Here is a 25,470-nt window from a genome sequence, read left to right as displayed (position 1 = left end):
AGGTGAATACGAAAACCCTCTCTATCTCACATACACAATAGAATGGAATTGTCATTTTATAAATAAAATGACATGACGTTATGTCGCAACATAGGGTATTTTGTGTCGCTACGTTTTCTATTATAAAAAATAGTTGTGCAAAACTAGTGCATTTTTTATGTCAATTACTCTGAGCGAGAAATCACTCTTCCACTCAATCACATAAAAAGAGTTTTTTATCATTTTCATGTAAACTATACAAGTAGAATGAACAGTTTGGGGTGCACAAGATTATGGTAAAAATTTTATTAGTAGACGATGAAGAACGTATGTTACGATTATTAGATCTGTTCTTAAGTCCTCGTGGCTATTTTTGTATGAAAGCTACCTCTGGCCTTGAAGCACTAAAGTTAATAGAACAAAAAGACTTCGATATTGTTTTGTTAGATGTAATGATGCCGAATATGGATGGATGGGATACTTGCTATCAAATTCGTCAAATTTCCAACGTTCCAATCATTATGCTAACAGCTCGTAATCAAAATTACGATATGGTAAAAGGCCTTACGATCGGCGCAGATGACTATATTACAAAACCATTTGATGAGCATGTATTAGTTGCACGAATTGAGGCTATATTACGCCGTACAAAGAAAGATGGATTTGTTAGCTTCAATGGTATTGAGTGGGATAAAACGAAACATACTGTCACAGTGTATGACGAAAAAATCTCACTGACTCCTATCGAATTTTCGTTACTTGGACTATTTTTACAAAATACAAACCGTGCTTATAGCCGAGATGATTTAATCGAAAAAATTTGGGGTTATGAAACAGACATTGAATATAGAACAATCGATTCACATATTCGCAATATCCGCGATAAATTACGGAAAAAAGGATTTCCAGTTGAAAATTACTTAGAAACTGTTTATAAGGTCGGATATAAATGGAAAAGTGAATAATCACTTCGGTCAGTGGAAACTAGTATACCACTGACCCTTTATTATGAATAAGGTATGGTGAGAAAATGAGTAAACTTTCACTTAAAATCGGGACATACTTTTTAATATTAGCTTTATGCATTGAAACGATTGCTTTCGTATCTTTTTACAAAAGTATTTCTAAAATGCGCATTGAAGAGGAAACACTCGCTCTTTTAGAAAAAGGTAATCGCTATAGTAAAAAAATTAAAAACCGCGAGAGACGGGATGAATATTATAAAGAAATGCAACACACTGAACATAATAAAAATCCTAAACGCCCCGTGTACCCCGAGTTCGATATTGCGAATGCGGCTGCACACTTAGTTGAATCGGAATCAATTTCTAACTCCGATATAGCTATTATTATTACTGACCATAACGGCAAAATTATTTCCACCTCAGAACCCGTAACAAAAGAAATGCAAAAACAACTTACTTGTAAAACAGAATCTGTCCCAGAAAGCGGATTAATCGTTGAAAGAAACTGGAAAAAATCAAAATTCATCACCACAGTAAGCCCACTTAACACAACAAAGTTTCAAGGAAAGTTATATATGTTATTAAAAACATCTTTCTTAGAAAACATGTTACTTAAACTCATGAAGCAATTTCTTATTATTAGTGTTTTGACGATTATTTTAACGACTATTTCTGTCTTTATTTTTTCTCGTGTTATTACAGAACCGCTCATCAAAATGAAGAGGGCAACAGAAAAAATGTCAAAATTAAATAAGCCAATTCAATTAGGTATTAAACGGAATGATGAACTTGGAAGCTTAGCAAAAACGATTGAAGATTTATCCAGTGAACTGACTTACATGAAAAAAGAAAGAGGTGAGTTTCTCGCTAGTGTTGCTCATGAATTATTAACTCCATTAACCTATATGAAAGGTTATGCGAAAGTGGCAAAGAGAGACACTTTAACGAAAGAAGAGCGAGAAGAATACTTACAAATCATTGAGGATGAAACAGATAGTGTAACTGATCTCGTTCAAGATTTATTTATGCTTGTACAATTAGAACAACACCAATTTGTTATAAAAAAACAAAAAGTGCTTCTTAGGCCTTTTTTAGAGCGAATGGTTGAAAAAACAAAAACAACATTAACTAACAAACAAATGCAACTCCATGTATATTGCAAAGACGATTTAGGAGTTTGCATAGACGAAAGACGTATGGAACAAGTTATGTTAAATTTATTACACAATGCTTATCAACACTCACTAGAAAACACTACTATTACGATACGCGTACTCGCTGAAACAAATTCTTTTACAATAAGTGTACAAGATGAAGGTGAAGGTATTCCTGAAGAAGATATTCCGCATATTTTCGATCGTTTTTATCGTGTTGATAAATCTAGAACGAGAGCTACTGGGGGAAAAGGTATCGGGCTAGCTGTTGCTAAAGAAATTGTGGAATTGCATAACGGTGCCATTCTAGTAACAAGCAAATTAGGGGTAGGAACTACCTTTATAATTGAGCTACCTTTTGAATAATATGTGTGTGAAAACACCAGTAATAGTAAAAACTACTGGTGTTATTTTGTTCATAAAATCAGCTTATATAAGCTAAGCTTTTGAAATTATTCTTATTTCAATATAAAATAAAGATACATTTGTCAAAGATTTGGAGGGTGATATAATTGGATATCCATGTATTAACAAAAGACGAAGCGGAAATTTACTTAGAACTTCGTGTAGAAGGATTAAAGCAAAACCCTGAGGCTTTCAGCTCTTCTTATGAAGATATTATTAATAAAGAGTGTGCGATTGAATATAAAGCACAAAAATTAGCACAAGATGAAAACTATACGCTAGGCGCATTCAAAGATGGAAAATTAATCGGGGTTGCAACGCTGGAAACGAAACCATATGTAAAACAAGAACATAAAGCTAAAATCGGTTCTGTATATGTATCTCCAAAAGCACGCGGACTTGGAGCAGGGAAAGCACTTATTAAAGAATGTCTTGAGCTTGCTAAATCTTTAGAGGTGGAACAAGTTATGCTTGATGTTGTTGTTGGCAACGATGGAGCAAAAAAACTTTATGAATCATTAGGATTTAAAACATTCGGTGTACAAGAACGTTCATTAAAATATAACGGACAATATTGGGACGAAGAGCATATGGTCTTATTCTTAGACGAAAATAAATAATAAAAAACATCCTCTCATGTATGAGGATGTTTTTTTACTTTTTTCTAAACCACGCTGTATTTAATAGTTGAATCGCTTGCGCAATTTCTTCTTCTGATAAGATCGCAAACCCAAGTAAAACGACATTTTCAGGTGCAGTACCGTCTTTATAGTACGTAGAAACAGGATATATTTTAATACTATATTTTGCAGCTTCTTGAATGAGTTCTTCTTCTCGCATTCCATTATGTACTTTTAATAAAATGTGTAATCCCGAATCTTCTCCTATCACTTCAACATGATTAGAGAAATACTTCTCTATTTCAAAAACAAGTCGATCCCTCTTTTTCCGGTAGACGACACGCATTTTATGAATATGTTTTTCCCAATAACCTTCATGTAAAAACTTTCTAATCACTTCTTGATCCATTCTTGAAACACTTTGTGTATAAAATAAATATTCTTTTTGATACTTTTTAATTAAATTCTTCGGTAATACTATATAGCTCATCCGTAATGAGGGCAACAAAGCTTTTGATAACGTCCCCATATAAATAACTTTCCCATCTGTATCTAACCCTTGTAGTGCCGGAATTGGCTTTCCTGAATAACGAAATTCACTATCGTAATCATCTTCAATAATATACCTATCTTCTTCTTTCTTTGCCCATTGTAAAAGCTGCGTCCTTCTCGTAATAGGCATAATCATTCCATATGGAAACTGATGAGAAGGAGTTACAAATACAACATTTGCAGTGCTATTTTCTAAATCTGCCATACAAATGCCGTCCCTATCTAAAGACAACATTTGAACCTTCTTTTCTCCCTGTTCAAAAACGACCATTTTCCTATGGTACCCTGGATTTTCAACAGCGTAATTACTTCCCTTCAACAATTGAAAAAGTAACTTCACTAATATTTGTGTTCCCGCACCTAATACAATTTGACTAGCTGAACAACGTACACCTCTAGATTCATACAAATAGTTCGCAATTTCCTCTCGTAAGCTTAATTCTCCTTGAGGGTGTCCAAGAAAAAGTAAATCATTATTACGCGGCTGCCATACATCATTTATAAGCTTGCGGTACATAGTGAACGGAAAAGTTTTTGTATCAACCCCTGTTTGTGTGAAATCAAATGTATAGTTCTCCTCCCGAAACGATACTTCTTCTACTTTCGCTTCGCTTCCTTCTACATCCATCATTTGTTCAAATTTACATACAAAATAACCTTTTCTTGATATCGACTCAATATAACCTTCTGCAAGTAATTGCTCGTAAGCCGCTTCTATTGTATTCTTACTCACTTGTAAATAGCTCGCCAGCTTTCTCTTTGCGGGTAATTTTGTAAAAGCGGAAATCGTTCCATCCTTAATCTCTTTTTTTATATACTCATACAATTGCACGTACAATGCCTTTTTACTATTCATATTTAAATTAGGCGTTAATTCTAACATAATATCTGACCCCTTAATAAAACTAAAATCTGATACTTTTTACAGTACCAGAAGTTATATATAATTCCTTTTATCATGTCACACATAAAAAATCAAATACTCGAGAGGAGATGCATGATTATGAACAATAGTAGACGGATTGGACTCATTATGATTATTACAGGAGCTACCTTATGGGGATTATCTGGTCCGATGATTCAGTGGCTATTTCAACATACTAACGTATCATCAATTGATTTTTTAACAATTCGCTTGTTGCTTGCGGGATTATTTATTTTATCTTTTTTACTTATAAAGAAACAAAACATATTTCAAATTTGGAAACACTCTAGACATTCTATACAACTTATTATTTTCTCTATTCTCGGCATGCTCGGTGCGCAATATGCCTTTATCGAAACAGTTCATATTAGTAATGCGGTCACAGCGACATTATTTCAATTTCTAGGTCCTGTTTTTATTACCATTTATGTCGCATTTGGACAAAGAAAATTCCCTGCTTCTATGCAACTACTCGCAATTATTACTGCACTAACGGGAACGTACTTTATTATTACAAACGGTTCAATTGAAAATATTGTTTTATCGAAAGAAGCCATTATTTTTGGCCTATTAACAGCAATTGGATTTGCATTTTATACCCTCCATCCAGCTTCTCTTATTAAAGAATGCGGAACAACCATAGTAATTGGCTGGGGGATGCTAATCGGCGGCATCGCTCTGCTTATTTTTAATCGCTCGTTTGGATGGAGTCAACTTTCACAAACCTTTACACCAAAAACTTTTTCTATGCTTATCCTTATCATTATAAGTGGCACTCTTTCTTTCCTTCTTTATATCGGTAGTCTGAAATATTTAGCAGCAACAGAAACGAGCATTTTATCTAGCATTGAACCACTTGTAGCAGCTATCGTTTCAATCGCTTGGCTAAATGAATCATTTGGAGCGTATCAATTACTAGGCGGCGTATGTATCGTTCTTTCTGTTATTTTCTTAACGATGCCTCAAAAAGAACGAGAACCAACCTTTTCAACTGAACAAATATAAAAAATGTCAAAAGAGGTCGTACAAAACTTACGACCTCTTTTTATACTTTAAAGGAATTGTCCCTCTTTCTGGCAAATACAATTACACTAACAGTAAAAATTAGGAGTGTGACACCATGAAAAAAATTGGAACTATGCTACTTTTCTCCTTTCTCATCACTGGATGCTCGCAATTGCAGCCTGATTCAGAAGCACCTAAAAAAGAAGCTATCGCCACGTCATCCACCCAAGTTAATGCACCTTCCTTCTTTCATCTTAGCGTTTTAAAAGATGTAAATTGGGAAGAAACACCCTCCTTCATACAAGAAAAAACACCTTTAAAAGGTATCGAAGAAAAAATCGCACTGGCTGATAGCCCTATTATCGCAAATGAAAAAAATGAAATGATGTGGTACTTTTTAGATCCTGAAATGCCAACTGGAAAACTATCTATTATTGCACTAAAACAAGGATCAGTAACCCCAACACCCGTACTCTTTCAACAAGAAACTTCTAAACCAACTTGGACTACTTCAAATACAATTGATTCTACTACAACCGAACTCCCACTCACTATGTCACTACCTTCATCTGGATTATGGGTATTAAATATATACGTGAATGAAAAATATTATGATCAGTTTGTAATCAATGCAACAGAAAATAAATAAAAGGAAGGAGGCTGTTTCAGCCTCCTTCCTTTTATTTACCCATCTTATATGTAACTAATCGCCTGACTACCCATTTGCACCCATGCCTTTTCAAAACTTTCTCTCGGTACTTTTACATCTAAGCTATCACTTAGAGGATCTCGAATATATACAAACTCCTTATCATATCCAATAAGTACTACACAATGTTCATTATACGTAATAGAAACATCTCCACTATTTGTTTCCCATGTAGTAAATTCATCTTTATCTAATGGCGCAAATGTTGCATTCGTAATCATGACTACCGGTTGTCCTGATTTTACACTCTTATAAAGCTCTTCTATACTCTTCCCTGTTAAGTCCACAGCTTTGTTAGGTAAATACTTTTTCGCTAATTGAAAAAGTGGTCCATGATATACACCATATCCTGATTCAGAAAAGGTATAAATATTTCCTACAAATCCTTCATTCGGATTCCCACGTACACCATCGTTCATAAAATCAACTTTCTTTATTTCGTTTGCTAATTTCATCTTATCCACTGTAATACCTGCGTATTGTAACATCATCGCTAAGCTCGTCACTTCACAGCCTCTATCTAACTCTGGTAACTGCTGAATGAAAGGTACATTTGATAAAATGACCTTTTCATCACGATTAAACTCTACTTGTTTTCCACTTTTCATATTGAAGAATGTTAATTTCTCCACATACTTTGTAATTCCATTTGTATAGATCCCCCATACTGCTATAACGAGTAAAGCCATACCTATATACCACTTAAACTTCCGTATCACTTTCACGCCCTTTTTAGTTCGTTAAATAAGAATAAAACGCGTCCGCATCCGTTCGAATCACTGGTACAAAATTTAGTTCTTTTCCTTTTTCAGGCTGATCCTTTTTTATTTTTTCTGCTAATTCTTGAACGTTCCTATTCGTTTTATCCATATTAAGCTCATCTGCCATTTGTAACACTTTTTGTTCATTAATTTCGCTTAATACTTGATATATATCTTTCCCATACAAATCGATATGATATTCTTTTGCTTCTTCCTGTACTTTTTGTTCGTATACTTCTTGCGCTAACACTTCTATCTCTTTTCCTTTTGGTGAAATACCTAACTTGCCTGCTTCCTCTCTTACTTTCGTTCCATAGATTTCTTCTGCAATGTCCTCTATTTCTTTTCCATTTGTCGAAATACCTAATTTATCCGCTTCATCGTTAATTTTAATCGTATTAATTTGAGTAATCAAATTTACAATTGATGTATTTTCTATTGATATGCCTAGCTTTAACGCTTCTTGCTTCACTTTTGTTTCATAGATTTCTTCTGAAAGAGTTCCAACATCTTTTCCTTCAATCGAAATTCCTAACTGTTCTGCTTCTCTTCCTACTTCCGTCTCATGGATTTCTTTTTCTAGCGTAATTTGTTCTTTCCCTGCCGTTTCAATCCCTAAATTCTCCGCCTTTTCTTCTGTATGCACAGCATGTATCTTTCCATTGTTTAATTGTTCTTTGCTGCGCTGTGTGTAATCTGTCTTTCCTTTTGATGTTTCAGAAGGAGAGGCACCCCCTAATATACTTAAACTCATTACTCCAATAGTGAATACCATCATCATTTTCTTTTTCAAAATTAATTCCTCCCTCTTACACTTTCTTTTCCATCATTCCCTATTCATAATCGAAATAACATTATGATCGATATAATCTACTCAAATACCTTTTTATAATCGCTTCTTTTTATAGGGCGAACTTTTCTGTATATAATACATGTTAAAAATAGTTTCTTAACTTTCCCTTAAAAAAAGACGACCTTGTAAAAACAAGATCGTCTTCTCACTTATATTCTTTGGTGTTTAGGGAAAATCACTTCAAAACAAGTGCCCTCTTCCCATTTGCTCTCTACTGATATTTTTCCGTAATGTTTTTCTACAATCCAATTTGCGATTGAAAGACCTAATCCAGCTCCTTCTGACGTACTTCTTGCTTTATCCCCTTGATAAAAACGATCAAATAATTTCGGAATATCTTCTTCTTTCACTCCTATCCCGTCATCTTTCACCTGTATACGAATTGAACTACTCGTTTGCGTGCAATTGATTTGAATCTGCCCGCCTTCGTTCGTATACTTCATCGCATTATCTAACAGTATGACCATCATTTGATGAATCCGCTCTCTATCACCCATAAAAGATACGCCACGTTCTACTTTTAGTATCATTTCTTTTTCTTGATAAGAAGCAATCTCCTTATATGGAGCTACTATTTCCTCTAACAATTTATCGAGTTCAAATGTTTTCTTATCCATCTCAATTTGATTAGAATCAGAACGTGCTAGCAATAATAAATTACTAACGAGTTTTGATAACCGCCTACATTCTTTTGAAATTGTAGAAATATCCATCGCTTTTTCTTCTATCGTAGCGGATGGTGACTGGAATAAAACATCTGTTTTTGATTGAATAACTGCAAGCGGTGTCCTTAGTTCATGTGATGCATCAGAAACGAATTGCTGCTGTTTTTCCCATGAATTTTGAATAGGTACGAGTGCCCTACCAGCTAGGAAAAAGCCGATACCGATTGCACAGAGGCTTCCTATGCTACAACCTATAGTAAGAATTAAAAATAAAGTATTTAACATTTCTTCTTCAGCTGTTATATCGCGTACGATTTGAACTATTTTTCCATCTTGTTGAAATGCAAACGTCCTAAAATATAGTCCTTGCACTTCTATATCTTGCAAAGTTCCTAATTTCTTTGGAGAAAACTTCTCCAAATTGTCTTCAAAAATAAAACGACGTTTGCCGTTTTCAATATCTATCTCCACCGTGTTTCCAAGCCAAGTTAACTCCATTATCCTTGGATCCCCAATTGGAGGATAGCCTCTAATTTTTTTAGGTAGTTTTTTATCATCTGCATTCTTTCTATGTTGAACGGCTTTTTCTATCGATTCATTTACTCCACTATAAATACGCTTATATGTGTAAGAATAAATGATACTACCTAATACGCCTATCAAAATGATAAATACTAATGAATTCAATATAGTCAATCGAATACGCGTCTTCTGAAACATACTTCCCTTTTTCATTGTTCTTTTAATATATATCCAATACCTCGAACGGTTTGAATATCTTTCTGATAACCGAATGGCTCTAATTTTTTACGTAAATGATGTACATACACTTCTACAATTGCCACTGTCGTATCTGAATCAAATCCCCAAACACGATCAAAAATTTGTTCCCTCATTAAAATCTTTCCGCTATTTTGAATAAGGTACTCTAGAAGCTCATATTGTTTTAATGTTAGCTTCATACTTTGTCCATCTACTTGAACATCTTTATCTTTTCCGAACAGTTCAATCCCTTTATATCGAATAGTCTGCTTTGTTGTTAAACTACCACTTCTGCGTAGTAAAGCACGAATTCTCGCTTTTAATTCAGGGGCCTGAAATGGCTTAACGATATAGTCATCTCCACCAAAGTCCAATCCCTTCACCCGATCTTCTAAAGAATCTCTCGCTGTTAAAAACAGGACTGGTGTTTCAATCTTTTCATCACGTATTCTTTGAATTACTTCAAAACCATCCATCTCTGGCATCATCACATCAAGCAAAATTGCATCATATATATTTTGTAACGCTAGAAATAATCCCTCTTCTCCATTCAATGCTGTATCTACTTCAAATTCATCACGCAAAATTTGTACGATAGACTCTAATAACGAAGCATTATCTTCTACTACGAGTAAGCGCATATTCTCACCTTCCACCATATCGTTCGATTCTATTTATAATCACATTCCTGCTTTTCCTAACAAAAGAATATCATTATATTTTGTAACTTCATTTTTAATTCGTTCTTTCTACACTTTTTCTTGATACAGAATTTTAAAGATTAATTATAAAGACTCTTTCTTAAATTTAGCTTAATAAAAAATTGAAAGAAATAAGATTTCCCTTATCTCTTTCAATTTTTTACTACATATACCTTTTTACTTGGCAATTCCAAACAATTTAGCTGACCACCATACACAGCCCCGCCATCAATTCCAATAATTCGATTACTACCAAAATACACGCCACAATTCTCACTACCGTGAAGCGTTTTTGTTTCCGTATGGCCAAATACAACAACCTTTTCGCCACTATATCCATTATGAAACTCATTACGGATCCACATTAACGTATATGGTTCACATTCAGAAACTCGTTTCATAGGCTCAACACCAGCATGTACAAATATGTACTCTTCTGTTTCAATGTAATGATTTAATTCTTGAATAAACTTTACATGATCTTCTAAAACATGCGATTGTAAAATTGGTTTTTGGAAGTCTTCCTCATTAACTACAATATCTTCTTCTACAAATCCATAGCTATATAATGTCTTATCTCCACCATTCCTTTTTACCCAATGGTTCCATGAACGTTCCTCATCAGTCGTTAACGCCTTAATCATCATATCTTCATGATTTCCCTTTAGAACGAGGGCTCCATCTTCTTTTAACTCTTTTACCCTTTCAATTACTGCACGTGCATTTGGACCACGATCTACATAATCCCCTAATAAAATTAGTTGATCCTTTTTTGCATCGTATTGAGCTTCTTCTAATAACTGTTCGAACTTTTCTATTTCGCCATGAATATCACTAATAACAAGAATTCTTTTCATATTATCACCCCTCTTTCTAATTATAATTCAAAACGACAGAAACTTCAGAATTGTATTTTAAAACCGTATTTATTACAGATACAACGATTATCCTTACAACAATGTAAGTCTCTTGTCATTCAATTCGATAGTTGCAATTGCTATATTTCCTTATACTAAAAGTAAGAAATGAAACAAAAAACAAGGAGAGATGAGAAATGAAAAAAGTGATGGAAGTTTTAGTAGCAGTGGCAGAGGTTTTCGTAAATGGCAAACAAGTTGCAATGGAGTTAAACAAATAATGAAAAGGACAAGATTCATTCTAGACCCTTTACTCATATAAAAGAGATAAGACTTCTTCATTTTTTTGATCCCTTATCTCCTAAAGAAAGCCGTATCCTTTTTCGGATACGGCTTTCTCTTATTTTTGACTCGTACGAGCTGAAATGCTAATTGCTCTATCTGTCGCTTTGGCAGCTTCATCTAACGCTTCTTTACTATTCTTTCCGTCATACATTGCTTCTAATGCTTTTACAACTGCATCTCGTGATTCTGGGAATACACTAATTAAAGCACCTTGTGTTGCTGGAGATTGTTTCGTCGCTTGCAATTGATCTACTGTTACTTTTAACTGTGGATATTTTTCATATTGCTCTTTTACTAATGGTTCATTATATGCATCTGGATTAATAGAGAAATAACCTGTTGCAGTATGCCATTTTGCTTGTACGTCTGACTTCGTTAAATATTTCATAAAGTCCCAAGCACCTTGTTGTGTTTCTTCTGAAACCATATTCGTCATCCATAATGATGCTCCTCCAATAACAACACCATTTTGTTTCGAATCCTCTGGATATGGAATATATGACACGCCTATATTAAACTTAGATGCATCAATTAAGTCGCGAACACCAGCTGAAGAATCTAAATACATAGCAACTTGTCCAGACTGGAACGCGGCACGAATATCATCCCAACTTGCTCCATACTTTCCTAGTGCACCAGCTTTATTTAACTCATCTAGCATCCCAAATACTTTCTGTCCTTCTTTACCGTTAAATACAGCTTTCTTTGCAGCATCTTTACGACCATTTTCATTATCTACATATAAAGCGCCTTGTGTCGCTAACAATTCCTCAAAGAACCAACCATAATTCAGCATTGAAAATCCATATTGTTTTACATTTCCGCCTTCTTTAATCGTTAACTTTTTCGCTGCTTCTTGCAATTCCGCATATGTTTTTGGAGCTTTCTCTGGATCTAAGCCCGCCTTTGCGAAAGCATCTTTATTATAAATTAATACTGGTGTAGATGAATTAAATGGCATAGAATACATTTTTCCATCAACTGAATAATAATTTGTAATTGCTTTTTCCAACTTTGAAGTATCGTACTTATCTTTTTTTATCCAACTATCAATTGGCGTAATCTTTTTACTATCAATCATATATTTTGTTGTAATTTCACTCGACTGAACAAGAGCTGGCGCTTCTTTCGTAGCAGACATCGTTTTAAATTTCGTTAAAGACTCTTCATATGTCCCTTGGAACTCTGGCTTTATCTCGTATTTATTTTGTGACTTATTATAGTCCGCAACAAGCCCATCTAATACCCCTTGTGTTTTTCCACCCATCGCGTGCCAAAAACGAATTACAGTTTTATCACCATTTTTTTCAACTGGTGCTACTTTCGCCTGTGCTTCAGGTTTTCCTTCTGTTTTACTATTTGAACAAGCAGCACTAGATAATGCCATTGTTGCTACCATTAATAGAGCAGCACCTTTTTTAACTAGACTCATTTTAATCTCACCTTCTCTTAGTTATTTAATTGCACCTTTTGTTAATCCTTGTTGTAATTGCTTTTGTCCTAAAAATAATAGAATCAATGTTGGTATAACGATAACCGTAACGCCAGCCATTACGCTTCCCCAATCAGTTGCAACTTCTTGAGATTGAAGCTGCTTCACACCAATTTGAACTGTTCTTACCTTTTCATCAGTGGTCACTAAAAGTGGCCATAAGTACATATTCCATGTTGTTAAAAAACTATATACGCCAAGCGTAATAAAACTCGTTTTACAATACGGAATTACAACGCTGAACAAAAATCTTACATTTCCAATCCCTTCAATAAAAGCAGCTTCTTTCAGTTCATTCGGAAGTGTCATAAAATGTTGGCGTAACAAGAAAATACCGAAAGCTGTTGCAAAAAACGGCACTGTCATCCCAGCGAAACTATTGATCCAGCCAAAGTTTTGAATCGTTAAAAAGTTAGGTACCATCGTCGCTTCCCACGGAATAAGCATCGTTGAAATAAACAGGAAAAAAATAAGATTTCTTCCCTTAAACTGAAGAAAGACAAAAGCATACGCCGCTAAGCTTGACACGATAAGTTGTCCAATCATAACAACTGTCGATACAACTAAGCTGTTATATAAATATGTAAAAAGTGGTACTTTTTGAAAAATATTAATGAAATTATCAAAAGTAAATTGAGTTGGAAATATCCTTCTCATTTGAATATCGTCTGGTGTCATAAAGCTTATTAAAAACGCATACAGCACAGGAAAAAATACCATTACTGCACTAATTATGAGCAGCATGTATAGCAGGAAATTTTGTTTCCACTGTTTAACGATCATTTATAATGCACCTTTCTCTCAGCAAACTTAAATTGAAGTAATGTAGCAATGAAAATGAAAACAAATAGTACCATCGCTTGTGCACTTGCTGTCCCAAATTGATGATTCACAAATGCCTCTTTATAAATCGAATATACAATTAAATTTGTTGCATCATTTGGTCCACCGTGCGTTAAAATATCAATCTGTCCAAAGCTTTGGAACGCACTAATTAACGTTACTGTCACGATAAAGAATAAAGTTGGTGATAGCATCGGTAATGTAACACGACGAAGCTTATATAAATAGCTAGCACCATCTATAGATGCACTCTCATATAAAGACGTATCAATATTTTGTAAACCACCTAATATAACTAAAAATGCAAATCCTGTATTCACCCAAACCGTTGTAACTGATACAGAGAATAGTGCCCAGTCCGGACTCGTTAACCATGCAATTGCAGGAAAATTCATAGAAGCTAATATATTATTGAATAACCCGACACTTGGATGAAATAAAAATAACCAAATCACCGCACTAGCAGCTACTGATATTCCCATTGTCGAAGAAAACAGAACTCGAAATAACCCAATACCTCTTACCTTTCCGTTTGCAATCAATGCAAGAAATAAAGCGAGTATAATACTCGTAGGCACTGTATATACAACAAATAATAAAGTTGACTTTATGCTTTTGTAGAAAGCAGGATCAGAAAATAAGTATTGATAATTTTCTAAGCCAACGAAAAGATTAGCTTCTCCGTGTATATCTGTTAAATAAAAGCTATAGTAAATCGTCCTAAATAATGGATAAAAAAGAAAAATCGAGAACAATAAAATAGATGGCGCTAAAAATAATAATCCTATTCTTAAATCTTTCGTTCTACTCCATAAATTCTTCTTTTTTGCCACCTTTGCTTGGGCTGGTAACTTGCCTACTTCAATCATTATTTCGCCACCACTTTCAACTCTTCTTCAGCTACCACTTTTAATCGTTCATTCGTATTTTGATGAAAGAAGCATAACTTATCTTGTGAGAATAATAATTTTACTTTGTCACCTTTGTTCAGGATTAGCTGTCCAATGACTTTTGCACTCCAAGTTGTTCCATTTATTGCGAAGTTTAATATAGATTCGTTGCCTAATACTTCTACAGATTGTAGCGTAACTTCTTGTCCTTCCTCAGACAGGGCAATATGCTCAGGACGCATGCCTATGCGAATTATTCCTTCTGGTAATTGCTTTAACTGTCCAATAGATAACGGAATTTGCAATTGCCCTATATGTAATACACCTTTTTCTTTGTTTACTTCTCCATCATTTATATTCATCGAAGGAGACCCTATAAAACTTGCAACAAATTCATTTGCTGGTTCGTTATAGATGTCAAGCGGTGTTCCAACTTGCTGTATGCTTCCTTTATTTAAAACCATGATGCGATCTCCCATAGTCATCGCCTCTATTTGATCATGAGTAACGTAAATCATTGTAATTCCTAAACGCTGCTGAATTTCTCTAATTTCAATTCTCATTTGCGCACGTAATTTCGCGTCTAAATTCGAAAGTGGTTCATCCATTAAACAAATCGGTGCTTGGCTCACAATCGCTCTAGCAAGCGCAACACGCTGTCTTTGTCCACCTGATAATTGACCTGGTTTCATTTTCACATACTCTTTCAGCCCTACCATTTCAATAGCTTCCATTAATCTCTTTTGCCGCTCTTCTTTTTGTACTTTCCTTACCTTAAGTCCAAATAAAATATTTTCTTCTACAGATAAGTGTGGGTATAGTGCATAATTTTGAAATACCATTGATAGATTACGATCTTTCGGCTCTAAATCATTTGCAACACGTTCATTAATAATTAAATCCCCCGAAGAAATTTCTTCTAGGCCAGCGATCATTCGTAATAATGTGCTTTTCCCACATCCTGAAGGCCCAACTAAAACAAAAAACTCACCCTTTTTAATGTGAACCGATACCCCCTTAACCGCTGTCTCTTCTGCATTTTTATATACCTTTGAAACATTTTTCAATTCAATCACAAAGTTGCACTCCTTTTTTCTTCTTGTATCCATACTTCATAATGACTCGTTGAAATTGCACTTGCGCCTGCACGAATAGCAATTTCCGCATCTTCTCGTGTTTGAATCAGTCCGCCTGCAATGATAGGAAATTCTATTTCCTCTGCTAACTGCTTAATAATGGAAGGCATAATACCAGGCATAATCTCTACTGCATTCGGTTTAGTCGTTTTACAATTTTCAATTGATTTTGTAAGAGATAAAGTATCGACAATAAAAATACGTTGGATCGTTTTTAATCCAATTTTATTGGCATTTCGAATTGTAGATCCTTTTGTTGAAATAATACCTTGTGCTCCGATAACGTCTTGAATATACAAAAGTGCTTCCTCTGTATTCGTATTTAAACCTTGTATAAAATCACAATGAAGAAAGACATCATGTCCATGTTTCTGTAATTCATATACACGCTCTGGTAACTCCAGCATTGAACCCGTCATAAGAAAAACTGTTTTCGGTAATTTTTTGTATGTGTTGTATCCTTTCCAATCCTTTATCATCGCAATATAAGGTTCTTTAAACATTCATTCCACCTAGCTTTTCTGTTTTTATCCAAACTAAAAACACCTACTTACATAGAACACCTTTCTCCTTATTTGAACTCTAGGGAATAGAGCACACCTAAGAAAGTGGCACGTTATATGTAAGCGGGTGTTCTCAAATGTTCTCTACCCTAGTTATTTTGTTACCTTTACTATAGTATGCATTTATTAAGTCAGTTTTGATAGATTGTTAATTAGCTGTTAATCGAATGTTAATATTCACCATATTTTCTTAACATTAATCTAGATATACGAATAACCCCCAACAGCAAACAACTATCTTTAAAATTCAAGTAATATGCAAATTCATTCCATAGTTAATCAATTTTAGTTTTCTCGCAACTTCTTGTGAGGCATAATTATCCCAAGAAGTACTATAAAGTGAAATGCGGTTTTCTTCTTGTATTGATATCGCCCAGGCTGTAACAACATCAGTACCATACCCATTCTCCGCTAAAGTTTCCACACTCGCCTCAGCAGCTACAGGTGTACTCCTAGCACTGCAACATATAGAAACTACCTTTTCATTTTTTACAATTGCAAAGTAAGGTTGCCTCCACTCCATCTGTTCTATTAGATTAGGAAAATTTTCTCGCAAAAGCTCTTTATTCTTCTCTGTTATCTGTATTGTTCTAGTTGGCTTATGTAAATTATTAGAGAACATGAAAGCAGGGCCCATCCAAATATTTTTTACTGTTCTTTCTTCATTTAATACATGGATAATCTTTGCTATCTCTATATGATTTGAAGGTTCTCGAATTAATTTCTCAATCTTACCTACCGTTTCATCATCCAGATCACAATGATATCTCGTTATACTCCCTTCACGAGTTCTGCCAAGAAAACAGCGTGGTGCTTTCGGATTTCCTTGTTCATTTACATATTTCATTTTTCCTACTTGATTATGAACAAATAAAACCTCTACCTGAATTGCTATTAAATCAAGTTCTGAGAGCCTCATTTATATTCTCCTTAGTTACTCCATATACCATTCATAATCTATTTTTCATGCCCAAAACAAAAATCCCATTTACATACACATTACTGAATCCATCATACTCAATGACTTCTTCATTCTGTCTATCTAAATGGGATTATTTCATACTTGTTATTCTACCGGTTGCGGTTGTGGCTGTACTACTTCATTCGCTCCAGCTACCCTCAACATATTTGCAATATCTTTAAAACCTCTTTTTTCAGCATATTGCAGTGGCGTAATATTTTCCTTATTGGCCATATTTACATCTGCCCCGTGGTCAATAAGCATTTGAATTACTTTCTTGTGATTTTCACTACCATTTCCTAATACAATTGCTTCTACTAAAGCTGTTCCACCACGAGCATTTTTATAATTGACATCAATATCTGTATGCTCTAACAATTCTTTTACGACCTCTACATGGCCACGCTCAGATGCAGAAATAAGTGCTGTTCCACCTGACTTAGTCGTTTCTTTCGTATTAACTCCTGCATTAATTAATACTTTTACAATATCCGTATATCCTTCTCTACTCGCATAAAGAAGTGGATTACTTTGTTTCTCATCTTTAATTTCAATATTAGCACCTGCACCAATTAATGCTTTCACTGTCTCTACATGATTTTGGTACGTTGCTGCAAGGACAGGTGTTTCTCCGTTGTCACCTTCTACATTTATATTCGCTCCATCTTGAATCAACTTCATAGCTGTTTCTGTGTCTCCAAGAGTGGCAGAAAGTAGCAACTGTTTGTCCATTAAATTTATACTTTTTTCTTCTTTAGATTCTTCCTGTTCTTTATGCTTCTCTTGTTTCTTTTCGTTTTTCACATGAACCGGTTTCGATTCTGGCTCTTCTTGCTTATCGCAAGCCACTACCGTCATTAAAAGTCCTAATAACATACATAATAAAATTTTTTGTTTTCTCACAACTACAGCTCCTATGAAAGATAATGTTTTCTTAACCATTCCTCCATCACATACAATAACTCTTCTTGAGTACATTTATCCATAAGCACTTTATATTCCTTCTTTAATTGGATTATCTTAAACTTATATGATGTTTCTCAACCTATTGGAATGATACGCCTGATGGCCTCATCATTAGCATTATGAAGCAATTAGTTTAGCACGTTTTCACCGCATTTGTATACATTTCTAAAAAGTACATACATGGTTGCTTTAGGTCACTACATTCCATTGTAACCGTTCTTCTAAAAATTTTACACCTTTTCTATATTTGCACCTGAATAATACTAGAAAAAGACAACTATGCAGTTGTCTTTTTCTAGTATTAATGATGCCCACCGTGATTTCCCTTTTTCGTGTTCCCCATCATTTCTTTATTCATTTCCCATTTATGCTCTGCTAGCTCTTTATACGAGAGAACTTTCCCCTTATAGTTAGATACAAAGCTCTTTGCATCTTTTTTGTTTTTAAATGAAATGACATTATAAGCCATTGGTGTTGTAATTGTTTTATCATATACATAAGTAGCGTCTTCTAACGAAACCCAATCTTTCGAATCATAATCTCGAACAAATTTTTCTTTCGTCTTTTCACCTGGATTAATCTCCATCCATTTATACATACAACCGATATCATCAAACTTTAATGCTTTTCCATTTTCTAAAATGATTTCTGTTGCAAATTGATTATCCATTACCCCAATTTGGCAAATATCACACTTATCATGCTTCTCATCAATTGCCACAGCCTCTGCTTGTTTCTTACCACATCCTACAATTGTAAAGACAAAGAATAAGCATATAGCAAGCATCACATACTTTGTTCTCATTGTATTTCCTCCCTAACCGTATCTTCTACAAGGAGCATATCAAAAACTTGTGTGCGATTTGTGAAAAAATGATGTGTCTTTTGTAATATATGGAACAAAAAAGATGTGTAGTCCTCTCTACACACCTCTCATCATTCACAACCTGTAATTACTAAATCATCTTCTATTTTAATTAATAATGTATCTGTATGAATTTGCTGCCCAACAACTACATTTACTAATCTTATATTTCCACTGATGCCGACTGCAACCTTTTCAAGTTCACCGTTATTTTTTCGGATCATCATTAATTTTTCCCACTCATATACGTAAGAAGATTCATTAACAAAAATCTCTTCTACTTTTCCTTCATAAGAACTACAAATCTCTTCCATTCTTGTTTTCATATAAAATCTACTCCCTATTTCACACTTCAATATTGTCATCTTATTCTACCATTCTTATGGAGAGCAGCTTACTTTTTAAAAATTCAAATTAACTCCCGTGAACAAAATGACCAAAATAAAAATTATGCTTCTAATGATGTTATTTTTCAAATTATTTACCATTCAAATAGATGCTTTTATGATAAACAAAAAACCTTTTTCTGAATTTTTATTTTATTTTGAAAGCGCAATCATTTTTGAGGGGGAGATTACATGTTAGCACTACTTGGATTTGCAATGGTATTTGTCTTTATGTTTTTAATTATGACAAAACGTATGTCAGCACTAGTAGCATTAATATTAATTCCAATTACGTTCGCATTAATTGGAGGATTTTATGCAAACATGGGACCTATGATGTTAGAGGGCATTCAAAAACTAGCACCTACTGGTATTATGCTTATGTTTGCTATTTTATATTTTGGAATTATGATTGATAGCGGTTTATTTGATCCTGTCATTAGTAGGATTTTGAAATTTGTAAAAGGAGATCCTTTAAAAATTGTTGTTGGTACAGCGATTCTTACAATTATCGTTTCATTAGATGGGGATGGAACGACAACGTATATGATTACTGTTTCCGCAATGTACCCACTATATAAACGCCTTGGAATGAATCCACTTATATTAGCTGGGGTTGTTATGTTAGGTGCAGGCGTGACAAATCTTACACCGTGGGGTGGACCGACAGCTCGTGTTATGAGTGCACTTGGACTAGACGCATCAGAGCTCTTTACACCACTTATACCAGGAATGATTGCTGGTGCACTTTGGGTAGTTTTCGTTGCTTACTATCTTGGAAAAAAAGAAAGAAAACGTTTAGGAATTATGGATATACAATATTTAAAACAAATGCAAACAACAGATGAGCAAGCTGCAACAGTAGAAGCTGCTGTTCATAAGCGCCCTAAACTTCTATGGATTAACTTTTTATTAACTGCTACCTTACTTGTCTGTCTTATACTAGAAGTTATGCCATTACCTGTTTTATTTACAATCGCTTTCGCTATTGCTGTTATGATTAACTATCCGAACTTAGAGCAACAGAAAGAGCGTATTGCTTCTCACGCAGGAAACGTATTAGCAGTTGTTTCTCTCGTATTTGCCGCTGGGATTTTCACTGGAATTTTATCAGGAACAAAAATGGTAGATGCAATGGCTAAAAGTGTAGTAACTCTTATACCAGATGCTCTTGGCCCACAATTACCAATTATTACAGCACTTCTTAGTATGCCATTCACATTCTTCATGTCCAATGATGCATTTTACTTCGGTGTACTACCTATTTTAACGAAAGCTGCTGCTACCTATGGAATTAGTGCAGCTGAAATGGGACGCGCTTCCTTACTCGGGCAACCTGTTCACTTATTAAGCCCTCTTGTTGCATCCACTTATTTATTAGTTGGGATGGCAAAGGTTGATTTTGGTGAACATCAACGTTTTACTTTATTGTGGGCAGTTGGAACGACAATGGTCATGTTGATTACTGGAATTTTAATTGGGGTTATTCCAATATAAAATAAAAAAACAGTAGCGGACATATATCCTCTACTGTTTTTTATTATGAAGGAATAAGAAAATATCTTCTTTCTGGTCTCCCAACACTCCCATATATAAGCTCCGCATGAACTTTCTTTCCTGATATTAAATATTCTAAATAACGCCTCGCTGTCGATCTGCTTACTCCGACCATTGAGCTTAGCACTTCCGCAGTAATACCTTCTTCATTCACTGTTAACATATGCTTTTTTATTTTTGCTAAAGTTAAGGGGTCTATACCTTTCGGGGCATATTCTATTTCATTTCCCTTTACGCCTCTTTGAGACCATAGATGTTCTATTTGTTCGATAGATAATTGGTTATTTTTCTTTAACTGCACAAGCTTTTTTTGGTAATTTTCCAAACTTGCTTTAAATCGATCAAACATAAGTGGCTTTACGATATAATCTGTTACTCCACCTCGCAGGGCGTGCCTCACTACATCTGTTTCCGATGCAGCTGTAATCATAATAATATCTGTATCATGTAAATTATGTCTAATATATGTGACAAGTTCCGTTCCTTGCATATCAGGTAAGTACACGTCTAATAAAACGAGCTGTGGCTTCACAAGATCTAGCCATTCTTTCGCTTGTTCCCCAGTCGTCGCTGTTCCAATTACTTTAAATCCCTCAATCTTTTCAGTAAAACGACGATGAATGTCTGCAATTCGAATATCATCTTCTACAATCAATACTTCAATCTCCTCACCCATTACAATTCGCCTCTCTCTTTTGGTAATGCAATAATAAACAATGCACCACCTAAATCCCCTTTTTCGATTGCGATACTTCCATTTAAATCTTCTACTAACTCTTTCACCTTTGCTAATCCATATCCTCGCTTCTCGCCTTCTTTCGTCGAGAAGCCTTTATAGAATATGCTAGTAATGACCTCATCATGAATCCCTTGTCCTGAGTCTTCCACTTCAATGACTATTTCTTCTCCGATATCAGTTACAAACATTCTTACTTTCTTATCATGTTCTTCATTTCTTTCAATCGCTTCAAATGCATTCGTAATTAAATTTCCTAAAATAGAAACGACATAATTACTCTCAATATGCGGGCTTAATTTGTCTAAGCTACTCTCTCTATCTAGCATAAAATCAATCTTCAACTCTCTTGCTCTATTATAGAATCCAATTAAAATCCCACCTAACCATGGATTTTGAATTCGTTTCATAATAAATTGAACAAAATCTTGATATACCGCTGTTTCCTTATGAATAAGCTCCAAAGCATCTTCATATAATTCTAGCTGGATAAGACCTGAAAGCGTATACAACAAATTGTTATATTCATGCGTTTGCGCTCGTAATGCCTCTGTATATTGCTTCGTCTGAGATAATTCTGCTGTTAACTGATCCATTTCAGATTTCAAACGTAAGCTCGATACAACGCCAGTTACTTTATTCTTTACTTTAATGGGTAGACGGTTCGCAATAACAGCCTGCCCTTTTATATTTAATTGGCGGTCAAACTGTTCTTCACCAGTTTGAAGTACATCTAATATCGTTGAATTAGGAATTATATCTAAAATAAATTCTCCAATAATATTTCGTTGTTCATCTAGCGAAAGAATATCATAGGCTGCTTGATTAACTAAACTAATTATGCCATGTTGATCAATGACAATAATCCCCTCACGTACAGATTGAATCACTGTACTATGCTCTTCATATAAAGATGAAATTTCTTCTGGCTCCATCCCAAACATCATTCTTTTTATACTGCCAGCTAAATATATAGAGCCGATTACTCCAATTAATAAGCCTATTATTGTAATCCAAAACACACGCTTTCCATACACTTCTACCGCTCCATGAATATCATCCATTGAAAATCCAACAGATACCACACCAATGATTTCATTTTCCTGATTATGGATTGGAACTTTTCCACGTAATGAAGGGCCTAATGATCCAGTTGCTTTCGAAACGTAAGATTTCCCTTCTAATAAAACTCCTTTGTTATCTCCGCCAACCATTGCTTCTCCTATTTTATCTTTCCTAGGATGTGCATAACGAATCCCTTCTTTATTTCCAACTACAATAAAATCAGCATCTGTATCAATTCGAATTTTTTCCGCAATCGGTTGAATAATAGAAGCTGGATTTTCTGTTTGAAAAGCTTCCTTGATTTCTGGTATAGCAGCAACTGTTTTCGCAACATGCAAAGCTCTTTTGCCAATTTGCTCTTCTACCGTTTCAGATAATATGTAATAAAATAAATAACTCGTTAGCATAAGTACAACAAGAATAAGTGTACTAATAGTTAATGTGATTCTCGGTTGGAGTTTTAATTTTTTAAATTTCAAAACCATTCCCCTAACATGATTAAAGATAGAATTTAAAGAATATACAGTCTCTTTAATTATACTTAATCATAACACGGTTACTCTATATTTCTTTCTTTTTCTCTTCATAAAAAAGAAACGAAGTAAAATTATTACCTCGTTTCTTAACAATCATTATTACACTTTAAACTTACCAATCATCTCCTGTAATTCTTCTGCCATTTGTGATAAATGAACTGCTGCTGCATTGATTTCATCTACTGAAGCTAATTGTTCTTCTGAAGAACCAGCAATATTTTGAACGCTTGCTGCATTTTCTTCAATCGTAGCTGCAATTTCATTAATTGATGCACTAACTTGTTTTGCATCTACTGTCATTTGCTTCGCTACTTCTACCATGTTATCAATTTGTACAACTGTATCATCCGTAGATTTCAGTATTTCAGCAAAGCTTTGCTTCGTTTCATTTGCAACTACAAGCCCTGATTGTACTTCTGTCCCAACTTGCTTCATAGAACTTACCGTTTCCTTGATATCAAATTGGATCTCTTTCACTAGTTTTCCAATTTCCGTAGAAGACTGTCCTGATTGCTCAGCTAATTTTCGTACTTCATCTGCTACAATTGCAAATCCTCTTCCTTGCTCTCCAGCTCTTGCAGCCTCAATTGCCGCATTTAACGCTAATAAATTGGTCTGCTCTGCAATGTGTTGAATCACCTCAAGAATTGCTCCAATTTGTTTTGATTTATCATCTAACAAAACAATAACTTTATCTGATTGTGAAACAGACTCATGGATTAATTGCATTTGATTCACAGTTTGTTCAACTAACTTCCCACCATCTTCAGCCTTTTTCTTCGTATACATAGATGCTGTGGATACTAATGAAGAACTATCTGCAACACGCTGAATTCCTTCTGTAACTTCTTCTAATAATGTTGCGCCTTCTTCAACTTCTTTCGTTTGTATTTCAGCCCCGCTCGACACTTGCTCTATTGCTTGTGTAATTTGTTCCGTCGCTTCACTTGTCTGCTTCATACTAGCTGTTAATTCTTCTGAAGATGCCGCCACGTGACTTGCTGAAGTATTTATATTGGAAATGACCTGATGTAATGATGCCGCCATCTCATTAAAACTTTCTCCTAGCTGTCCAATTTCATCTTTAGAATGAACTGTAATTGTTTCTGTTAAATCGCCTTCACTAATCTTTTTCGATGATATAACAAGTTGTTTTAACGGACTAATGATAGAAGCAATTATGAAGTAAATTAAAATCCCACCAATTATTAATGAAATACCAATAACAGTTAGCGTTTTATAGAAAATAGGATTAGCTGCTTCAATAATTTCTTTTGAAGGCATAATTCCTGCTATTTTCCATCCAGTCTGCTTATTTGTTATAAAGGTAATATTGCGATCATCACCATCGAGTTTGAATTTAAAATCACCTGTTTCCTGTTTGTACAATTCCTTCTCAAGTTTTTCTTCTATTTTGTCACCCGGTTTCATCGTCGGATGTGCTATTACATGTTTAGATTGGTCGAAGATTGCTACATATCCTTTTTTGCCGATATTGACCATTTTTGAAGTATTTACAATATCATTAATAATTAAATCAATACCGAGAACACCGCTCTTATCCTCATTTTGTTTTGCTATTGTAATAACAATATTCCCTGTTGTACTTGACTTATATGGGGCTGTGATAACCACTTCTCCGCTTTTTTTCGCTGCTTCTTTATACCAATCTCTTTCGGTAGGATTATACCCATCTGGCATTTGAATAGACGGTGATTGAATAAATTGTCCCGTACTAGCCCCCGTATAAATTGCTTCTATTTCTGGATGTAATTTATTATATTCTTCTAATTTATTTTGCACATTTTGAAGCTGATCAGTTCCGTAACTTACTCCGTTAAATAACTTTGTAAAATATACTGCGTCTACCTTTTTACTGTCTATCTCTTTATTAATAACATTATTTAAAATCTTTACGTTATCTTCCGCTGATTGTAAAATTGTTTCATTAAAATTTGTCTTTGCTTGCTGATAAGACGTCCAACCAATTACAATACTTGGAAGAATTAAAACAATAACAAATGACACAAGTAACTTTGCTTTTAAACTACTTCTTCTTAATTTCCCTTGAAACATATCTCTACCCCTCCATACCGTTTTAAATGTAATTGTTTTACATTTAATTTCTTTATATAAATTATACGATTAAAACGTATCAACTCTTTATCTCTTTTTCTATTAAAGAATTAATACATACCTTTTTCATTCTATATAAA

At 34.4% G+C, this 25,470-nt stretch carries 24 protein-coding genes and 1 pseudogene; 6 read left to right on the top strand and 19 right to left on the bottom strand.

The genetic code is table 11. The annotated features are described in order from the left end of the window. Positions 1-272 precede the first annotated feature (272 nt). From ACTFR9_RS21760 to ACTFR9_RS21750, 3 genes are all read left to right on the top strand, one after another. The gene (locus ACTFR9_RS21760; RefSeq protein WP_000238954.1) at positions 273-944 is read left to right on the top strand and encodes a response regulator transcription factor; all 672 of its coding nucleotides are present in this window, start codon (positions 273-275) and stop codon (positions 942-944) included. Between the two features lie 65 nt (positions 945-1,009). Continuing rightward, positions 1,010-2,464, top strand: coding sequence for a sensor histidine kinase (locus tag ACTFR9_RS21755; RefSeq protein WP_073536209.1), 1,455 nt, complete (start codon positions 1,010-1,012; stop codon positions 2,462-2,464). 146 nt (positions 2,465-2,610) lie between these two features. Beyond that, a complete protein-coding gene (locus ACTFR9_RS21750) occupies positions 2,611-3,123 on the top strand; it encodes a GNAT family N-acetyltransferase (RefSeq protein ID WP_000351212.1) in 513 nt (170 codons plus the stop codon). Between the two features lie 34 nt (positions 3,124-3,157). Here the strand turns inward: ACTFR9_RS21750 and pdxR are convergent, their stop codons facing one another. Continuing rightward, a complete protein-coding gene (gene pdxR / locus ACTFR9_RS21745; protein WP_000891903.1) occupies positions 3,158-4,558 on the bottom strand; it encodes a MocR-like pyridoxine biosynthesis transcription factor PdxR in 1,401 nt (466 codons plus the stop codon). Positions 4,559-4,678: 120 nt separating this feature from the next. Here pdxR and ACTFR9_RS21740 point away from each other — a divergent pair, with 120 nt between their 5' ends. Beyond that, positions 4,679-5,605, top strand: a complete 927-nt coding sequence (locus ACTFR9_RS21740) for a DMT family transporter (RefSeq protein WP_001066056.1) — start codon at positions 4,679-4,681, stop codon at positions 5,603-5,605. 115 nt (positions 5,606-5,720) lie between these two features. Continuing rightward, on the top strand, positions 5,721-6,254 hold the full coding sequence (locus tag ACTFR9_RS21735; RefSeq protein WP_000719663.1) for a DUF4871 domain-containing protein: 534 nt from the start codon (positions 5,721-5,723) through the stop codon (positions 6,252-6,254). Between the two features lie 44 nt (positions 6,255-6,298). Here ACTFR9_RS21735 and ACTFR9_RS21730 read toward each other — a convergent pair whose 3' ends face one another. The 14 genes from ACTFR9_RS21730 to ACTFR9_RS21665 all read right to left on the bottom strand — a co-directional run bounded on the left by ACTFR9_RS21730 (position 6,299) and on the right by ACTFR9_RS21665 (position 19,300). After that, positions 6,299-7,033 (bottom strand): C39 family peptidase, encoded by a 735-nt coding sequence (locus tag ACTFR9_RS21730; RefSeq protein WP_002163756.1) that lies wholly within the window; start codon positions 7,031-7,033, stop codon positions 6,299-6,301. Positions 7,034-7,046: 13 nt separating this feature from the next. Next, on the bottom strand, positions 7,047-7,868 hold the full coding sequence (locus ACTFR9_RS21725) for a hypothetical protein (protein WP_000728570.1): 822 nt from the start codon (positions 7,866-7,868) through the stop codon (positions 7,047-7,049). Between the two features lie 209 nt (positions 7,869-8,077). Then, the gene (locus ACTFR9_RS21720; protein WP_374877236.1) at positions 8,078-9,313 is read right to left on the bottom strand and encodes a sensor histidine kinase; all 1,236 of its coding nucleotides are present in this window, start codon (positions 9,311-9,313) and stop codon (positions 8,078-8,080) included. A gap of 11 nt (positions 9,314-9,324) precedes the next feature. After that, positions 9,325-9,996 carry a response regulator transcription factor gene (locus ACTFR9_RS21715; RefSeq protein ID WP_048558074.1) on the bottom strand — a complete coding sequence of 224 codons (672 nt, stop codon included), beginning with the start codon at positions 9,994-9,996 and terminating at the stop codon, positions 9,325-9,327. 212 nt (positions 9,997-10,208) lie between these two features. Beyond that, positions 10,209-10,913 carry a metallophosphoesterase family protein gene (locus ACTFR9_RS21710; RefSeq protein ID WP_073536206.1) on the bottom strand — a complete coding sequence of 235 codons (705 nt, stop codon included), beginning with the start codon at positions 10,911-10,913 and terminating at the stop codon, positions 10,209-10,211. Between the two features lie 400 nt (positions 10,914-11,313). Beyond that, positions 11,314-12,690 carry an ABC transporter substrate-binding protein gene (locus ACTFR9_RS21705; RefSeq protein ID WP_000060603.1) on the bottom strand — a complete coding sequence of 459 codons (1,377 nt, stop codon included), beginning with the start codon at positions 12,688-12,690 and terminating at the stop codon, positions 11,314-11,316. A 21-nt stretch (positions 12,691-12,711) separates the two neighbouring features. Then, complete coding sequence (locus tag ACTFR9_RS21700) at positions 12,712-13,533, bottom strand: carbohydrate ABC transporter permease (RefSeq protein WP_000635931.1); 822 nt, start codon at positions 13,531-13,533, stop codon at positions 12,712-12,714. Further along, positions 13,530-14,462 carry a carbohydrate ABC transporter permease gene (locus tag ACTFR9_RS21695; protein ID WP_073536205.1) on the bottom strand — a complete coding sequence of 311 codons (933 nt, stop codon included), beginning with the start codon at positions 14,460-14,462 and terminating at the stop codon, positions 13,530-13,532. Before ACTFR9_RS21695 ends, ACTFR9_RS21700 begins: the two co-directional genes overlap by 4 nt. Further along, entirely contained in the window at positions 14,462-15,559 is a 1,098-nt protein-coding gene (locus ACTFR9_RS21690; RefSeq protein WP_000571386.1) for an ABC transporter ATP-binding protein, read from the bottom strand. The genes ACTFR9_RS21695 and ACTFR9_RS21690 overlap by 1 nt, the downstream gene beginning before the upstream one ends. Further along, positions 15,556-16,122: a glycerol-3-phosphate responsive antiterminator gene (locus ACTFR9_RS21685; protein WP_000472009.1), complete on the bottom strand. Its 567-nt coding sequence runs from the start codon at positions 16,120-16,122 to the stop codon at positions 15,556-15,558. The genes ACTFR9_RS21690 and ACTFR9_RS21685 overlap by 4 nt, the downstream gene beginning before the upstream one ends. 307 nt (positions 16,123-16,429) lie before the next feature. After that, positions 16,430-17,101 carry a hypothetical protein gene (locus tag ACTFR9_RS21680; RefSeq protein WP_001239731.1) on the bottom strand — a complete coding sequence of 224 codons (672 nt, stop codon included), beginning with the start codon at positions 17,099-17,101 and terminating at the stop codon, positions 16,430-16,432. A gap of 147 nt (positions 17,102-17,248) precedes the next feature. Further along, a complete protein-coding gene (locus ACTFR9_RS21675) occupies positions 17,249-18,121 on the bottom strand; it encodes an ankyrin repeat domain-containing protein (RefSeq protein WP_002163759.1) in 873 nt (290 codons plus the stop codon). A gap of 289 nt (positions 18,122-18,410) precedes the next feature. Continuing rightward, a complete protein-coding gene (locus tag ACTFR9_RS21670) occupies positions 18,411-18,914 on the bottom strand; it encodes a nitrous oxide reductase accessory protein NosL (RefSeq protein ID WP_001259405.1) in 504 nt (167 codons plus the stop codon). Positions 18,915-19,045: 131 nt separating this feature from the next. Next, a complete protein-coding gene (locus tag ACTFR9_RS21665) occupies positions 19,046-19,300 on the bottom strand; it encodes a hypothetical protein (RefSeq protein ID WP_000857644.1) in 255 nt (84 codons plus the stop codon). Between the two features lie 252 nt (positions 19,301-19,552). Here ACTFR9_RS21665 and ACTFR9_RS21660 point away from each other — a divergent pair, with 252 nt between their 5' ends. Continuing rightward, positions 19,553-20,857, top strand: coding sequence for a CitMHS family transporter (locus ACTFR9_RS21660; RefSeq protein ID WP_000880454.1), 1,305 nt, complete (start codon positions 19,553-19,555; stop codon positions 20,855-20,857). Positions 20,858-20,900: 43 nt separating this feature from the next. On the opposite strand, the gene ACTFR9_RS21655 is transcribed toward ACTFR9_RS21660, so the two are convergent. From ACTFR9_RS21655 to ACTFR9_RS21640, 4 genes and pseudogenes are all read right to left on the bottom strand, one after another. After that, positions 20,901-21,593 carry a response regulator gene (locus ACTFR9_RS21655; RefSeq protein ID WP_000503450.1) on the bottom strand — a complete coding sequence of 231 codons (693 nt, stop codon included), beginning with the start codon at positions 21,591-21,593 and terminating at the stop codon, positions 20,901-20,903. Beyond that, positions 21,593-23,203, bottom strand: a complete 1,611-nt coding sequence (locus ACTFR9_RS21650; protein ID WP_073536204.1) for an ATP-binding protein — start codon at positions 23,201-23,203, stop codon at positions 21,593-21,595. Before ACTFR9_RS21650 ends, ACTFR9_RS21655 begins: the two co-directional genes overlap by 1 nt. Before the next feature lie 150 nt (positions 23,204-23,353). Continuing rightward, on the bottom strand, positions 23,354-24,214 hold the full coding sequence (locus ACTFR9_RS21645) for a methyl-accepting chemotaxis protein (protein ID WP_370647195.1): 861 nt from the start codon (positions 24,212-24,214) through the stop codon (positions 23,354-23,356). A 78-nt stretch (positions 24,215-24,292) separates the two neighbouring features. Next, positions 24,293-25,330 (bottom strand): annotated as a pseudogene (locus ACTFR9_RS21640) (HAMP domain-containing protein); the annotation flags it as partial. Positions 25,331-25,470: the final 140 nt, after the last annotated feature.

The organism is Bacillus cereus group sp. MYBK222-1 (assembly GCF_051916425.1).
Taxonomy (GTDB): domain Bacteria; phylum Bacillota; class Bacilli; order Bacillales; family Bacillaceae_G; genus Bacillus_A; species Bacillus_A paranthracis.
This window is presented reverse-complemented; position numbering and strand designations above follow the sequence as displayed.